Source organism: Acaryochloris marina MBIC11017, assembly GCF_000018105.1.
Lineage (GTDB): Bacteria > Cyanobacteriota > Cyanobacteriia > Thermosynechococcales > Thermosynechococcaceae > Acaryochloris > Acaryochloris marina.
This window is the reverse complement of the sequence record NC_009925.1, coordinates 1,871,498-1,887,615: the sequence shown is the minus strand read 5'-3', so window position 1 is coordinate 1,887,615 and position 16,118 is coordinate 1,871,498. Positions and strand designations below refer to the sequence as shown.

Below are 16,118 nucleotides of genomic sequence, written 5' to 3'. Positions count from 1 at the left end.
TCGATGGTTCACCATACCAAAGTGGGCTGGCCGACATAAATTTCCCCTGAGGTAACCTGTTTCTTGGCATTATCGATGGCGAGCAGGGAATTGAGCTGCATGGGATAGTGAACAATCCCATCGGCTGCCCCTCCCCATACCGTGGCATCCTGGCCATCTAAGGCAAAGGTAATGTACCGCCATCCTTTCCAGGTGATGACCTGACTCTTGGGCTGGAAGATTTGCCCAGTTTTATCTTGGTACCGTAAAGAAATTTGATTCCCACTCCCATCTCCGTGAATCCAAAGTCCCAGAGATTGGGGGCGGCCTTGAATGCTTAATCGAGATTGGTACTGCCGGGTGGGGAGTAGGTGTAGATATTTCCACCCGGCTTGGAATTGATAGGTGATTTTGAGCACGTTGCGGCCCACAGTGGTTGCATAGCGAGAGGCGGACGGTATCACGGTTAGGGACTGTTGCGATCGCACCTTCGCATCCCCCCCAGGAATAGTTTGCAGCGCCTGACCCACCGTCTTTGCGTTTAGATCGGCAAAATTAATCACAGTCTTGAACTGCTGAGGTGGAAAGGTATGCAGGGTCCCCCCTTCTGTCACCTCTAACCCGGCCTGATAGGTACTTTGCGTGCGTCGGGCTTTGAACTTGAGATATTTCTGGGTTTCCCCGGAGGCAAACTGAATGGGTTGGCTTCGGGTTGTGACCCCTAACCCTTGGAGATTCGTCAGGGTTGCTCTCCCTTTCAGAGCCGTTCCGGCAGGGTTCTGAAGAACGACGGTTAACTGGTTAGCCCCCATGGGCAAAATGGTCGCGGTCAAAGGATTGGTGAGCAGCAGATCCGTCCGTTGCGTCAAGACACCAAGGCCTCGAACCTGCCACTCTAAGCGCAGAGGCTGTGCTTTGCCCTGACGCGAAGGGGTTACCGTGGTTACCAGGGATTGGGTTTGTCTAGGGGGAATGGTCGCGATTTGGGTACCCGTATTCACTTGAATGGGAGTTGAGAGGGGATTTCTGAGGCGTAGAGGCACGTCAATGGTTTGAGAGCCCGGTACGACCTGCTCCAGCGGCAGCGTTTCCCAGGCGGCGGCCAGTTGCAGGAGGGCGTTGGGCTGGGTAGGGGTTAGATATTGAGGAGCATCTGTGAGAGATAAAGACAGTCCTTGAGTCGTCGCTTTCAGGGTTTTGGGATTTTGGCCGAGATAATCCAGGGCACGAAACGATCCAGGACTGGTGGGGATAACGGTTGTGTGGGGTGATTGTGCGGTTGTCCAGGCCGCAATTTTGACCTGATTGCCCTGGTTAAAGAGCAAAACATAATCATCCGCACGCCCAACATCGAGTCGTTTATTGAACTGAAAGCCTTTTAGGGATTGATTGAGGGCTTGGGCAGCCCGATAGGCGGGTTTAACCTCGTAGGTCGGTCGATTCTGCTTGGGGTCAGCATAGCCAATCAGGCCATAATTATGCTCTGGATCCTCTGCCTTCGGACCGTTATTTTGCCAGTCATACCAAATGGATAAGGGAATCTCATTGGCCAGATTGTTTAACCATTGCCGCCCTAAATATTTAGCCTGGGTCGTCGGATCAATGACTTTGCCCTGCCGCCAAGCCGTCGATGATGGATAGCCCCATTCCCCGGCAATAATGGGAATTTTCTTGCCAGGCGGTGCATATTTGGCGATCAACAGCCGCAATTGGCGATAGTCGCGAGTTACGGTTTCAGGTCGTGTGATTCGGTAGGGGTGAATGGAAACAGCAGACCAGTCTTCCAATAAGCCAGCCTGAAAACAGGCTTCCAAAAATTCCTGGCGACCGGGCTTATTCACACTACCCGCAAGAGCGGGGCCAATAATCACTTCTTGAGGATAGACCCGGTGAATTGCTTTACCAACAGTTTTGGCCAGCTTGATATAGTCCTGGACATTGGGGCGAGGACTCCAAAAGGGCAAAATGTTGGGCTCGTTGTACATTTCCCAGACGACTCCGCGTCCTTGGAAATGCTTGACGGCAGCCACAGCCCAGCGAGCAAACGCCTGACGCCCAGCATCGGTGTGTGGGGAAAAACCGCCATCATATAAGGGGTTGCCATAGTCGAGGATAAAAATGGCCCGGAGATTATGGCGCTCTAATTGATCCAGCAGTCGATCGTAGGCTGAAAAGTCGTACTGACCTTTTTTGACTTCTGTCCGTAACCACACCAGATCGGCTCGTATCCAACGAACCCCTGAAGCCTCTAGCAGATCCATCTCGCCCGGTTTGGGGTCGGTGAAATGAATGGCCACCCCAAAGCCATCGGGTACTTCCAGCTGTTTGGGATTGAACTGTGCCGATATACTCCCCATCGAGCAGGACACCCAGAGGAAAAGGCCTAGGCAAAAACTAATGCACCCTCGTCTCCACCATCGGCGTTGGATCAAAAATGGGTATTTAGCTAGCTGCCTGTCTAGCCATGGCTGACGACGAGACATACACCAAAGCTCCTAGAGGTTGAACGCATAATATGAGCTGATAACAAGGCGGTGATGACCTGCTGTTTGAATGAGACTGGTTATCCCTAAAGAAGTTTCTATCCGATGGTCTCATACCAATTTCATGTGGAGATGAACTGTTTGACTTCAATGATTGGCTTATTTTCAATGCTTTCGGCGAGCTATACAGGTCAACTAGCTGGGTAATTGGTATTAAAACATGTCTAGCCAGTGACCTATCTCTGTTCTAGACCAGAAATCTCTTCATAGCTTAGATCTTTTAAGCCATTTGGATCTGATAAGCCATGACGTTGCAGGGGGCTGGGGCAATCATCTAGTCGCCAACCCTGATCTCTGCTTTAAAGCGCCTTGCCATCGAGAAGGAATGGTCGTATTTAGTTTAAAAAAATATCGAAAATAAGTATAATTTGAATCATTTTTTAAGGATAAAAATAACTGAAATATATTTATACTGAAAAATATTTTTTCTCCGCTGTGATTATTGGATGTCTATATTTTTAGGGTATTTGTTGTTAATTTAGAAATTAAATATTTTTTGATTTTGGCTTTTTGTGGTTCGGTTTGAGTATTTGTATATTTTATGTATATAGAGAAAATATACGTTGGACCGAGTTGTTTATGTAGAGCTGTCGCCATGAAATGGGTACTATAACTAGTATAGGGCTATTCTTTAGGCTCAAAATTTATCTGATTTAGGCATAGCCAGAACCAATAAACTCTCTAAATATTTAGAAAAAATTGATCCAAAATGCAGGGTGCATCATTTTTGAGATTAATATTTATATAAAGAGTTTATCTGGCTATTTCTTGATTTTTGGATTTCCTAAGGATTTGTATTTACCAGGTTGCCATGCTTTTATTTTCCTGCTCTGAGCCGAACTCACCCAGTATTTTTTAGAAATTCAGAATATAGCAACAAACCTAGATAAGTAATCGTGGCTTATCTAGGTTTGTTGCAGTAAAAAATTTGTTCACTGGTTGCTATCGCTGACGTCGTAGGACCAGACTTTGATCTTTTTTTGGGGGAGATCTTGCGATCGCAAGATCCAGTTTTCTATGCAAACTCATCAACACACATCACACACACCGGGTACTGCACATACTTCTGGTGCTTCACATACCTCTGGTATGTCTCATACACCAAATACGGCCCACCCCATGTCTCATGGGGGGATGGGGCAACCCCATGCAGATAATCCAGGCAAACAACATGAGCACGCAGCTTTTTTGGATCTCGTCCCCCATTCCCAAGCCACCCACAAAGCGATACGGGATGGATCATGGTTTGACCCCAATACCTGGGAAGGTGGGCAGATCCCTGGTGATGACGCCAAAGTTGTGATTGCCCACGGGGTCAAGGTTACCTATGACCAAGAGAGTGCTGCCCGCATTGATACGCTACGAGTAGATGGCACCCTCCAATTTTCTTCGGATCAAGATACGCAGCTATTGCTAGATACCTTTGCTGTTTCGCCGTCAGGGATATTGCTGATTGGTACGGAAGATAATCCGGTCCAAGCCGATGTCACCACCCGAATCACCTTTACCAGTGATAGTCCCATCGATACCCAGTGGGACCCAAGGCAGCTCAGCCGAGGTTTGATCAGCCATGGTAAAGCCAGAATCTACGGTGCCGAAAAATTAGATTTTGTGGCTCTAGAGCAGGATCCCATGGCTGGGGATAACGAGCTGGTGCTCAAGCTGGACGGAGCGAGTGGCCCCTTGGGCTGGAAAGTCGGCGATCAGCTTGTTTTGGGCGGTACGGCCTACAACTGGAGAGGCTCCAATGCCGATAACACCCGTTTTCAGGATGAAGTGCTGACGATTACAGAAATCAACGGCAATCGAATTCGGTTTACGAACAACAATATTTTGACTGGAGATAACTCGGTTCTCCGATTTGATCATAAAAGGCCTGACGGATTACAAGATCAGGTGAATTTGTATATTGCGAATACCAGCCGCAATGTTGTGTTTGAGACGGAGAATGCAGATCAAATTCCGAATCAGCAGCGTGGACACGTCATGTTTATGCACAATGCTGATGTTAAGGTGCTCAATGCTGGTTTTTATAATTTAGGCCGTTCTGATAAGAATTTAATCGTCGATGATCCTGGCCAGAACGTGGATGGTTCCGTCGGTACAGGGACCAATCCCAGAGGTCGGTATGCCCTCCATTTCCATCGGACCGGTGCTGAGGATATTAATGGCATTCCCGCTGTGGCCCAAGGCAATGCCGTCGTTGGCAGTCCGGGTTGGGGGATTGTCCACCACGATAGTCATGCAGTCCTAGAAGATAATGTCGTCTTTGATGTGGTGGGGGCAGGCATTGTTGCCGAGTCGGGGAACGAAATTGGCACTTGGCGCAACAATCTGACCATCAAAACCACCGGGGATGCCAGCCCCAGCCATGATATTAATCCTTTATCTCCTCGCACCAATCTCTTTGATTTTGGCTTTAATGGCGATGGCTATTGGGTGCAAGGGGCGGCTCAGGTTGCCATCATTGATAATATTGCCGTGAGTGCCGCTGGATCTGCCATCGAACTGTTGGGGCTTGACGCCGGCACAGAATCCGTTCGCGATGCACAAACCATCGATGTCAACATTCTGCCACCGGATTTGCAGGATATCGCTAAAGGTACTGCAGACGAGAGTACGATTGATGTAGCGGCGGTGCCATTACGGAAACTCAGTGGTTTTCAGAGCTATAACTCAAAATCGGGTATTAGCCTTTGGGCTCGCAAGACCAATCAAGATGGCCAGTTAAACATCAGTGTGCCCACCTTTACGGCCCATGATTATCGGTCCGTAATTGATAATTTTGCCCTGTGGAATATTCGCCACAATGGGGTGCTCTTACGGTATAGCGGTAATGTTGACCTCATCAATGGGTTAATTCATTCTGGTCAACCCATTGGCACAGGGGTTCATGTCAATGACACTTCGTTAGAGCAGCGATACATCAATCTGCATATTGAAGGCTTTAAGACCGGTATAGCGGTCCCCTACGATGCTGATAGGGATTTTGTGGGGTCTTCGCTAAAAGATAGCACTCTAGTCAATAATGACCAGCATTTTGGCCTGACACCGCCCCATATCACGATTAAGGATCCAGACTTCCCCTCTTTCTTTCAGATTCAGGGCAATAATACGTTTTCAGATGTCCCTGGCAACTTAGCCCCCTCGGTTCTATTTACCAGTCAAGCCATTGGGGGACTGGCGATGGGCTTTGATGCCAGCTCCTCTTTTGATCCAGATTCGACATTTATCGATAACCCAAGTCGGGGAATTGTAAGTTATGCCTGGGATTTTGATGGGGACAATGTGGCGGATCGCTTTGGTCGCCAAACGAGCTATGTTTTTGACAAAGCCGGCTCCCATAACATTACCCTACAGATTTGGGATGAATATGGGGCGACTCGCTCCCTCTCGCAAACCATTGAGGTGACGCCAACTCAATATGTCAATGCGTTTGGTAATGGCGATTTTTCCGTCAATCCAGTCTTTAAAACGGACGGTATCAACCATAGTACGAGTGCCAACTTAGGATGGTACGCAGCTGATGGCGTCTCCTGGGATGCTGGTATTGGTCAAGGCGGGGGCGTGGTCCTCTCCCAGGAAGCGGCGAGTCGTTCCAATCTTGGACAAATTATCTACGACAGTGCGGTGCGACGAGGGATGCAAACCCTCAGCCTGGACTTGCGCAATCTGGAAGGCGGCACTGGAGAAAATAACGAAATTACGATTAGTCTGTGGGGGGTGAATGGCGAGTTTTTTAACAACGCCAATACCAACCAGGGGCCTTACCAGGCGGGTGCATTACCCATGGAGCGTCAGGTCCTAGTTCAACAGACCTTTGGCGGCGATGACTTTGATTGGACAACCCTCTCTTGGGATATCGATTTTGGTGAGGGCTACCAATTTTTAGTCTTCCAAATCAATACAGTGGGGACCAATGATGGAGATGACTGGGTTGCGGTCGATAATATTTTGCTCACAGGGGATGGTTCCGTCAATCCTGTGCCTGTTAGTACGACTCGTATTGACACCCTGCCTCTGATTTTTCGAGGGACGGCCTTTGATGACAATGGCTCCGGTGGAGCCGTGGATGACAAACTCTACGGGGGGGATGGTAATGATACCCTCAAAGGGCTGGACGGAGATGACTATTTAGCAGGTCATGCAGGAGACGATCGGCTGGATGGAGGGGATGGAGATGACTTTCTCCATGGCTATGCAGGAGATGACCATTTGTGGGGTGCCAATGGCGATGATAGCCTCCAAGGCGGTGACGGCAACGACTACCTAGGCGGCAGCTGGGGCAGTGATACCCTGGATGGCTATCGCGGTAATGATTTTCTCCGGGGCCACCAAGGCAATGACACCCTTTGGGGTGGCGAAGGTAAGGATACCCTCGATGGGGGAGAGGGGGATGACAATTTAGGGGGCAGTTTAGGGGATGACCACCTCAATGGTGGCAAGGGGAATGACTTCCTCCATGGCCATGAGGGCAATGACCATCTGTGGGGCGCCGAGGGAGACGACAACCTGATCGGTGGAGATGGAGATGACTACCTAGGCGGTAGCTGGGGTAGTGATACCCTGGATGGCTATCGCGGCAATGATTCCCTAAACGGCCATCAAGGCGATGACACCCTATGGGGTGGCGAAGGTGAGGACACCCTGCATGGGGGAGAAGGTAATGATTCCTTAGGGGGGAGTTTAGGTAAGGATCGCCTGGATGGCGGCAATGGAAATGACACCCTGAATGGTCACGAAGGAGACGACCACCTGTGGGGGGCCAATGGGGATGATAGCCTCCAAGGCGGTGACGGCAACGACTACCTAGGCGGTAGTTGGGGCAGCGATACCCTCGATGGATACCGTGGTAACGATTTTCTCCGGGGGCATCAAGGGAATGACACCCTCTGGGGTGGAGAAGGTGAGGACACCCTCGATGGTGGAGAGGGGGAAGACTACCTTGGCGGGAGTTTAGGCAATGACCACCTCAATGGCCATCGGGGTAATGACACCCTCAATGGTCATGAAGGAGATGACACCCTTTGGGGGTCCTATGGTGACGATAATTTAGATGGGGGAGACGGTCATGACTCCCTGAATGGTCATGATGGGAATGACACCCTCTGGGGAGCTGCGGGCAATGATACCCTCCAGGGTCTAGATGGTAATGACTATTTAGGCGGGAGTTTAGGGGATGATCGCCTGGATGGTGGCAATGGGAATGACACTCTCAATGGTCACGAAGGAGATGACCACCTGTGGGGGGCCAATGGCGATGATAGCCTCCAAGGGGGCGATGGCGATGACTATCTGGGGGGAAGCTGGGGAGACGATACCCTAGATGGCTACCGTGGAAATGATTTTCTCCGAGGCCATCAAGGCCATGACACCCTCTGGGGAGGCGAAGGCAAGGATACCCTCGATGGGGGCGATGGAGATGATTATTTAGGGGGAAGCCTAGGGGATGACCACCTCAACGGTGCCTATGGCGAGGACTCCCTCAGCGGCCATGAGGGCAATGATATCCTCTGGGGATCCTATGGCAACGATAACTTAAATGGTGGCGATGGAGATGATTCCCTGACCGGTGGTGCTGGACAAGATTATCTCGTGGGTGGCGGCGGCAGCGATCTCTTTGTTTTAGAGGCCACCGCTAACAATAAGGGCACGATTGCTGATTTTGTGGTGGGTGAAGATGCGATCGCATTCCGTTCTGCCCAGCTCAATACCCTCCCTCTAGGTCTAATCTCCGCTCAGCAGTTTGCTCTGGGGGCCGCAGCGACCACTGCAGAGCAGCGATTTATCTACGATCAAGCTAACGGTGAGCTGTTTTACGATGCGGATGGGAGTGGTGCAGCTCAGCAGATTCTGGTGGGCACCTTGCTCAACAAAGCGAATTTGGGTGCAGGCCAGATCCAGATTGTCTAGCGGTAAGCCTGACTTGCTAAACCCTTAGCGAGAGGCGGATTGCCATCGTTGAATCAATTTCTCGCGCATGGATTCGGGTTGGCCCTGGTCAATCACCTGGCCATGCTCCAGGAGAAACGCGCCATCGCAATAGTCGAGTTCTTCTAGGCGGTGGGTGACCCAAAGGGCGGTAATGCCTCGTTTTTTGACCAGTCTTTGGACCTGGGCGACCAGGTCTCCTTGGCTTTCAGGATCCAGAAGGGCCGTCGGTTCATCCAATAACAGGACTTCGCAATGACGGGATATTGCACCTGCGATCGCAATCCGTTGCTTTTGACCACCGCTCAGGGCGTAGATGGGACGCCGTTTCAGATCGATCAAATTGACGGCGTCTAGGGCTTCATTGACTCGATGGTGAATTTCAACCATGGACAGATTTTCTTCCACTAGGCCAAAGGCCACATCTGCCCCGACGGTGGGCATGACCAGCTGATGGTCAGGGTTTTGAAACACAAACCCCACGGGCTGGGCCACATCGATTTGTCCTGATTGGGCTTTGAGTAACCCCACCAGCAGCCGCAGCAACGTCGATTTGCCACTGCCATTGGTGCCCAGCAGCATCCAGAACTGGCCTTTGGGCACCTGCAGTGAACAGTTTTTCAATACGGGCTGATCTTTAGACCATCCAAAGGATAAATTCTGCAGTTGGATGGCAGGGGTGGTCATGCCCCTAGCTCAAAGAAGCCCGCAGCGCGGCCTGCACCAGCTCCTCCAGACTTATCCGATAGTTGAACAGCGGTAATTTCGTTGACGAGAACGGCGGCTTTTTTATCAGGTTCGCGATCGCACGTCATTTCTAAAATGGTCGGATTCCCTGATTTGATGGCGGCTAAGACCTGTTGATACAGTGCTTCAGCATCTGCGGATTCTTTGCGTTGAACGGAGAGTCCTAAAGGCGTGCCGCGAAGGGAAATGTCAATGGTGTACATATATGGTTAAAGGTGCCGTATGAGGTGCATTCACAGGAATAAACAGGTCTGAAGTCCTAATTATAGGTATAAGACCTGCGATTGTCCTGTTCCAGTATTGCAAATTCCCGCCTTGACTGGCGGAACCTGAGGTTGGAAAAACAGAAAACAACTATGATTCCTTCCGAAATTTTCGTCGAAGCAACCTCCAGAACCAATTTTTCTGTTGGCTTTGAACAGTTTCTGCTGATTCTCGTGGATAGAAGTTGATGGTGATCAAGGAAAACATTGGGGAACCTTTCATTTGGCAAGTAAAATGTGTACGCTTTTAGCGTAGCCTCATTACCACAAAAATCGAAAGTTTGTAATTATTGTTAATAAAGTTTACATGCGATTTTGTGACATAGTTTGGATGGATAGAATTATTGCCCTACCTGCTGCGATTGCTGATCAGGTAAAGCAGAGCCATTCGCACAGCAATACCACTGGTCACCTGATGGGGAATCAGACTCAGGCTTTCGTCATCCATCAGATCGGAGCTGATTTCGACGCCTCGATTGACGGGGCCGGGGTGCAGCACTTTGACCTGGGGTTGGCATCGCTGGATGCGATCGCGGGTAATCCCAAACTGCTGGTGATACTCCCGAATACTGGGAATCAAATGCTGGCTCATCCGTTCATGCTGCAATCGCAGCGTCATCACAAAATCCGCCTGTTCCAGGGCCGGTTCTAGGGACCAATGGACTTGCGCACCATAGTCTGCAAACTCCTTGGGCAATAGGGTCGGTGGCCCTGCCAAATGCACATCTGCTCCGCAGGTGACTAGGCTAGAGAGATTCGAACGAGCCACCCGTGAATGCAAAATATCGCCGACAATGGCAATTTTTTTACCCGTCAGTAGATGGGTAGTTGGCTGATCCGGATCTAGGGTTGTGCATAGGGTAAACAGATCCAGCAATCCCTGGGAAGGATGTTCATGAAACCCATCACCCGCGTTGAGAACACCGACCTGCTCTCCCAGATCGTCCATGGCTTGGGCAATCATCTGGGGAACCCCCGAATGCTGATGGCGAATCACCATCATGTCTGCCCCCATCGCCAAGAAGGTTTTGGCCGTATCCAGAATGGTCTCCCCTTTGCTCAAAGAAGAGGTGCCTGGAGAGAAGTTGAGGACATCAGCAGAGAGGCGTTTGGCAGCCAGCTCAAAACTACTGCGGGTACGGGTGGACGGTTCAAAGAAAAGGTTGGTGACTAATCGGGCCTGCAAGGTGGGGACTTTTTTGGTCTTGCGATACAGCACATCTTTGAAACTATTGGCCGTTTGCAAGACGATATTCAATTCATCGGCGCTAAAGTCTGCTAGAGACAAAACATGGTGACGATTCCAGGTCGTTTCAGCCATAAGCACCCAACTACAATTAACGAAGGTCGGCTAGGCAATTCCAATTGCTGCAAGCAGTATATCGGGATTTGGCTAGGACGACTCAGTTGTTCATTCTCTATGTCTGCTAATCTGAACAACGTTATCTGTGTGTAAGAGTATAAATTTTGCCAACTGCTAATCAAGGCATTATGTGTGTCACGCTATGCCAATCACTCACTAATTCTTTCATGCCTATTTTTGTGGTGCGGCTTGATGAGCGAACTGGCAACGTCTTTATTTTAGCGGGCGATAATATAGAGATAGAGATATACCCTAATGGCCGCTGGAGGTTTTTATCATGAAGCCTGACTTCAATGAAACATCAAAAGCTGAACTGCGCGCCTATGTCATTGCTCATCCTGACGATAAAGACGCATTTCGTGCCTTCGTTGATCGCTTTACAGCCGATGCATCTTCAACCACTTTTAAAGCACCACAGTCAAAATCCGAGATTGAAGAAGTCGAGCATTTAATTCAACAGAAAGTCCAACAACTAAAATAAGTCATCGATGACTTGACGCAAGTTTGAGTATGCTTATCAGCATTGCTAGGAAACTGCCATTTCTAAACTTGAGCTTCCATATTCTCATCTAGAGGATAGGAGCACCAATCACTCCAACTCCCGGCATAGAGCTTGCCGTTTTTTATACCTGCGATGTCGAGGGCTAGCAGGTTCACACAAGCAGTTACTCCTGAACCGCAATAGACAATCACTTCATCAACATTTTCTAAGTCAGCATAGTGAGCTTGCAATTCAACAGAAGGGCGTAAAAAACCGTCTTCATTTGTTACGGCTTGCCAAGGATAGTTAACTGCCCCTGGGATATGGCCTGCGACTGGATCGATAGGTTCGTGATTGCCAAGATAACGCTCATGGGCACGAGAGTCCACCACCGTTACATTGGGTTGATTTTTCTGGGCTTTGACCGTCTGAATATCCACGACTTGACCAGGATTAGGACTGGCTTGGAACTCTCCTGATCGAACCTCAGGGATATCAGTCGTGATGGGATAGTGGGCTTGATAGGCTGCTAATCCTCCATCCAAAACGGCTACTTTTTCATGGCCGAGATAGCGCAGTAACCACCATAATCGTGAAGCGAAGGCTTGCCGACTATCGTCATAGGCCACAACCCAGGTCTCTGAGGTGATGCCCATCTGGGAGAGCTTCGCTGCAAATTGAGACAGATTGGGCAAAGGATGTCGTCCCCCATGAGTTTGCACAGGAGACGATAAATCCTTATTCAAATCTAGATAATAGGCACCGGGGATATGACCTGCTTGGTATTGCTCTCGCCCTTGCTGAGGGGCGCTTAGGGCAAACCGACAGTCCACAATCACTACTTGTGCATCTTCATGATGCTCATGCAGCCATTGCGATGAGACCACATTACCGACATGTGCCATTGGTCCAGCCCCAATTCCTTAGAGGTTTGCTGTAATCCGCCGCATGGCTTCTTCCACATTGGCCCGGCTATTAAAGGCTGAAATCCGAAAATAGCCCTCACCCGCTGCCCCAAAGCCGGATCCAGGGGTGCCAACCACATTGGTTTTATGCAACAACTGATCGAAAAAGTCCCAGCTAGAAATACCATTGGGCGTCTGCACCCACACATAGGGCGCATTAACGCCACCAAACACTTGTAGTCCAGCAGCCGTTAATTTCTCACGAATGATTTTGGCATTTTCCAAGTAAAAGCTGATTAGGGCTTTAGTTTGGGCCTGACCCGCTTCAGAATAGACGGCTTCTGCCCCGCGCTGGACGATGTAGGAGACGCCGTTAAATTTGGTGGATTGGCGACGGTTCCACAGCTTCCAGAGTTCGACATCGGATTCATCCGCTGCTTTGGCCATTAAGGTTTTGGGGACAACCGTTAGGGCACAGCGAGTTCCGGTAAATCCGGCATTTTTAGAGAAGGAACGAAACTCAATCGCACAGTCTCTGGCCCCCTCAATTTCATAAATGGAGTGGGGAATCTCGGGATCGGTAATAAAGGCTTCATAGGCGGCATCAAACAGAATGATGGAGCCGTGGGATTTGGCATAGTTCACCCAATCTTGCAGATGGCTCTTGCTCGCCACCGCTCCAGTGGGGTTATTGGGGAAACAGAGATAGATCAAATCCACCTTTTGGCTGGGAATCTGAGCCGTGAAATTATTGCCCGCATTAATCGGTAAATAGGTGAGTCCTTCATATTCGCCCTGATCATTGCAAGGACCCGTATGTCCGGCCATGACGTTGGTATCGACATAGACGGGATACACCGGATCGGTGACGGCAATGGTGTTGTTATCGCCAAAAATATCGAGGATATTGCCGCAGTCACACTTGGAACCGTCAGAGATAAAAATCTCCCCAGCATCCACGTCACAACCTCGGGCCTGAAAATCATGGGCGGCAATTTTTTCCCGTAACCAGCCATAGCCCTGCTCAGGACCATAGCCTTTGAAGGAATCGCGATTCCCCATGTCTTCAACGGCGGTGACCATGGCACTTCGACAGGCTTCAGGTAGGGGTTCGGTCACATCCCCAATACCAAGCTTGATAATCGGTGCGTCGGGATTGGCCTCAGCAAATGCGCTGACTCGGCGACCAATCTCAGGAAATAAGTAACCTGCTTTGAGCTTTAAATAATTGTCGTTAATCGTTGCCATGTTGTCTTAGCGATGAACACTCTCAACCAGCTTAGAACGTTACTGTTCCACTGAGTCGGTTTCGCTAAATTGACAACATCATTCCCTAACTTACAGTCTGCCAATTAGAGGCAATGCGACTGAGGCGACGCACAACCATAAGCCAACATGCATGCAGTGATTGAAGAATCGTTTAGGCATCATTTTTTAAACCACGAACACTTGCTTTTGTTTATGTTCGCTTGTCTTTTCTGCTTCTTTCACCGTGCAAACACTGATTTTTAACCAGTAGTAAAATTTTTTAATAAATCCATTTAGTAGATAAATGGTTGCAGAAAGTTGTTATTAGGCGAACCCAAAGTAGAGGCTACAAATCTTGCTCCAATAGCGCGCTAATAGGATTTCTGGGGTATCCGTGACGGAACAGCTTTACCAAAAATTGTGCAAAAGAGGACGATTATTTTTTATATCTTTTTAAGAGGTTAGGGATGCAAAAAATACGGTCATAAACAGTATCCCGCCTCGTTTGGTCTAAGCTCCAGTTCTAACTCACCAGCCTATTCCCGCAACATTACGGATGACAGCATAATCATTAACATCTGACTGAGCTGAAGCATCTAAAACTTTACACAGTATTCAAAGGAACAAGCGCTTAGTTCCATAAAAACTCGATTCCAGCTAGGTACAGAGGGATGCCGACAATAATGTTGAACGGAAAGGTTACAGCCAAGGCTGTTGAAACATAGAGACTTGGATTGGCTTCAGGAACAGTCATTCGCATGGCGGCGGGAACGGCAATGTAGGAAGCACTGGCACAAAGCACTGAGAATAACAGTGCATTGCCAACGGACATGCCAATGAGTTTGGCGATGCCTAACCCGATACCGGCATTGACGATGGGTATCAGGATGGCAAACCCAACTAAGAAAACACCGGTTTTTTGCAAGTCTTTAATTCTGCGAGCAGCCACTAACCCCATATCGAGTAAGAAAAAGGTGAGCACACCATAAAATAACCCTTGGGTAAAGGGTTCTAGAACTTCCCACCCATGCTCACCGGTTAAGACACCAATAATTAAACTGCCCACTAGCAGGAAAACGGAGCTGTTGAGAAAGGCTTCTTTGAGGACTTCGCCCCATGCGAAGTCTTGTTCGCGATTGGCGGCAAACAGGTTAACTAAAATTAAGCCAACGATAATGGCGGGAGATTCCATCAACGCTAGGGCAGCTACCATAAAACCATCAAAATCAATGCTTAACTCGGTTAGGAAGGCGCTGGCAGTAATAAAGGTAACGGCACTAATGGAACCATACGTGGCTGCGATCGCAGCCGCATCATAATTCCCTAGCTTAATTTTGAGGATAAAGAAAGTGTAGAGTGGCACGAAGCATGCCATCACCACCGCAGCAGCCAACGTCAGCATCACATCTTGGGTAATCCCACTTTTAACCAGCTCAACTCCACCTTTAAACCCAATGGCAAACAGCAGATACAGCGAGAAGAGTTTCGGAATCGGGGCAGGTATTTCTAAGTCAGACTGAACAAAGACAGCCGTCATACCTAAGAAAAAAAATAGAACGGGTGGATTCAGAATATTTGAGACGATGAGGCTGACGTCCATATGGACTCCTCCGGATGCAACAGAAAGCACGCACAAAAAACTATCAAGAGATGATTTCTCTGACAAACCCTTGTTTAACGTGGACGGCAACCAGATGTCAATGAGTGAAAAAACTGCTTATTCCAGCAGTTTAAAGATGTATAAATTCATACAGAATAAGGCGCTAAACATCCTATAGGTTAACGCTTCTTCATTAAAGATTAATCTAAACTCGTCATAGAGAATAAATTCGATATTCAAAAGTATTAAAAGACAATAAAGACAGATTAATTCACGCAATAAATAAGGTAGCGAATCTGTACTCATATACAGAAATATCCTTGAGCACAGATGCTAACCCAGTTGAACTTAATATTTATTCATTTAATAATGATGTAGAACGCTTGGGGACTGCAATTTTGACGTTGATAGCTTTTGATTCACACAAAAATATATCCTCATTTTTTTAATAAGAATCAGTCCTCCACAAAGTAGTCATCAAAATAGAGATCTTTTAGCGGTAAAACCGCTGTATTTTATTGGTTACTTTTCTAAAAAAAAGAAAGCAACTATTACTTAAATAGTTATCTTCCTGTCTACTGCAAACACCCAATATAAAAGCGAAGAGAAAGACAGAATAGCTACCAAAGATTTAGAATTTCAAATTTACTTTTTAGCCTGGGCAAAGTGTGGGTAGATTATTTCGATATTCTGCAAAGCATTAAGAAATAACTTAGTTTATTTTTGTTTTTTTCAACATAATCAAAACTTAACCGCAACTAGAAGCCTTCTTAATCTTTAGTTTAGCTCGTCTTTACATCCCTCTGCGAGGCTTACTGACGGTACTTCTAAAGCAGTATTAGACGTTTTTAATACTGCTGGACAAATACTTTGGGAGTGCTTCTCACGTGCATGATTCTTCGTTGGGGGATGGCAATATTTACGGTTAACGAAGAATCTACTTTCTCAATTCACTCATTACTACTTCGGCTCTAAATTAAGCAGCCGAAAAATTGCTCATATTTAGGTCTCTTCTGAAGACGATTAAGTTTTCAGGTTGTTTTTTACTGTTTGCTTAG

General features: G+C 48.2%; 10 protein-coding genes. 3 read left to right on the top strand and 7 right to left on the bottom strand.

The window, feature by feature from the left end:
- Positions 1–8 precede the first annotated feature (8 nt).
- Positions 9–2,462 carry a cellulase family glycosylhydrolase gene (locus tag AM1_RS08435; protein WP_238549196.1) on the bottom strand — a complete coding sequence of 818 codons (2,454 nt, stop codon included), beginning with the start codon at positions 2,460–2,462 and terminating at the stop codon, positions 9–11.
- 1,149 nt (positions 2,463–3,611) lie between these two features.
- Between AM1_RS08435 and AM1_RS37535 the strand changes: the two genes are divergently transcribed.
- Entirely contained in the window at positions 3,612–8,435 is a 4,824-nt protein-coding gene (locus AM1_RS37535) for a G8 domain-containing protein (protein ID WP_012162409.1), read from the top strand.
- A 24-nt stretch (positions 8,436–8,459) separates the two neighbouring features.
- Here the strand turns inward: AM1_RS37535 and AM1_RS08425 are convergent, their stop codons facing one another.
- The 3 genes from AM1_RS08425 to AM1_RS08415 form a co-directional block, all read right to left on the bottom strand.
- Entirely contained in the window at positions 8,460–9,140 is a 681-nt protein-coding gene (locus AM1_RS08425; protein WP_012162408.1) for an energy-coupling factor ABC transporter ATP-binding protein, read from the bottom strand.
- On the bottom strand, positions 9,137–9,403 hold the full coding sequence (locus AM1_RS08420; RefSeq protein WP_012162407.1) for a hypothetical protein: 267 nt from the start codon (positions 9,401–9,403) through the stop codon (positions 9,137–9,139). The genes AM1_RS08425 and AM1_RS08420 overlap by 4 nt, the downstream gene beginning before the upstream one ends.
- Positions 9,404–9,812: 409 nt before the next feature.
- Positions 9,813–10,784, bottom strand: a complete 972-nt coding sequence (locus AM1_RS08415; RefSeq protein ID WP_012162405.1) for an aspartate carbamoyltransferase catalytic subunit — start codon at positions 10,782–10,784, stop codon at positions 9,813–9,815.
- A gap of 146 nt (positions 10,785–10,930) precedes the next feature.
- Between AM1_RS08415 and AM1_RS44410 the strand changes: the two genes are divergently transcribed.
- Both AM1_RS44410 and AM1_RS08410 read left to right on the top strand, forming a co-directional pair.
- On the top strand, positions 10,931–11,107 hold the full coding sequence (locus AM1_RS44410) for a DUF6888 family protein (RefSeq protein ID WP_390610029.1): 177 nt from the start codon (positions 10,931–10,933) through the stop codon (positions 11,105–11,107).
- A complete protein-coding gene (locus AM1_RS08410) occupies positions 11,104–11,307 on the top strand; it encodes a DUF6887 family protein (protein ID WP_012162404.1) in 204 nt (67 codons plus the stop codon). Before AM1_RS44410 ends, AM1_RS08410 begins: the two co-directional genes overlap by 4 nt.
- A gap of 62 nt (positions 11,308–11,369) precedes the next feature.
- On the opposite strand, the gene AM1_RS08405 is transcribed toward AM1_RS08410, so the two are convergent.
- From AM1_RS08405 to AM1_RS08395, 3 genes are all read right to left on the bottom strand, one after another.
- Positions 11,370–12,212, bottom strand: a complete 843-nt coding sequence (locus tag AM1_RS08405; protein ID WP_041659401.1) for a sulfurtransferase — start codon at positions 12,210–12,212, stop codon at positions 11,370–11,372.
- A gap of 18 nt (positions 12,213–12,230) precedes the next feature.
- On the bottom strand, positions 12,231–13,460 hold the full coding sequence (locus AM1_RS08400) for an LL-diaminopimelate aminotransferase (RefSeq protein WP_012162402.1): 1,230 nt from the start codon (positions 13,458–13,460) through the stop codon (positions 12,231–12,233).
- Between the two features lie 631 nt (positions 13,461–14,091).
- Entirely contained in the window at positions 14,092–15,060 is a 969-nt protein-coding gene (locus AM1_RS08395) for a sodium-dependent bicarbonate transport family permease (RefSeq protein ID WP_012162401.1), read from the bottom strand.
- Positions 15,061–16,118: the final 1,058 nt, after the last annotated feature.

Bases quoted from the DNA above. Each gene is read 5' to 3' on its own strand.
- AM1_RS08435 (WP_238549196.1), bottom strand. From the start codon at position 2,462: ATGTCTCGTCGTCAGCCATGGCTAGACAGGCAGCTAGCTAAATACCCA.
- AM1_RS37535 (WP_012162409.1), top strand. From the start codon at position 3,612: ATGTCTCATACACCAAATACGGCCCACCCCATGTCTCATGGGGGGATG.
- AM1_RS08425 (WP_012162408.1), bottom strand. From the start codon at position 9,140: ATGACCACCCCTGCCATCCAACTGCAGAATTTATCCTTTGGATGGTCT.
- AM1_RS08420 (WP_012162407.1), bottom strand. From the start codon at position 9,403: ATGTACACCATTGACATTTCCCTTCGCGGCACGCCTTTAGGACTCTCC.
- AM1_RS08415 (WP_012162405.1), bottom strand. From the start codon at position 10,784: ATGGCTGAAACGACCTGGAATCGTCACCATGTTTTGTCTCTAGCAGAC.
- AM1_RS08410 (WP_012162404.1), top strand. From the start codon at position 11,104: ATGAAGCCTGACTTCAATGAAACATCAAAAGCTGAACTGCGCGCCTAT.
- AM1_RS08405 (WP_041659401.1), bottom strand. From the start codon at position 12,212: ATGGCACATGTCGGTAATGTGGTCTCATCGCAATGGCTGCATGAGCAT.
- AM1_RS08400 (WP_012162402.1), bottom strand. From the start codon at position 13,460: ATGGCAACGATTAACGACAATTATTTAAAGCTCAAAGCAGGTTACTTA.
- AM1_RS08395 (WP_012162401.1), bottom strand. From the start codon at position 15,060: ATGGACGTCAGCCTCATCGTCTCAAATATTCTGAATCCACCCGTTCTA.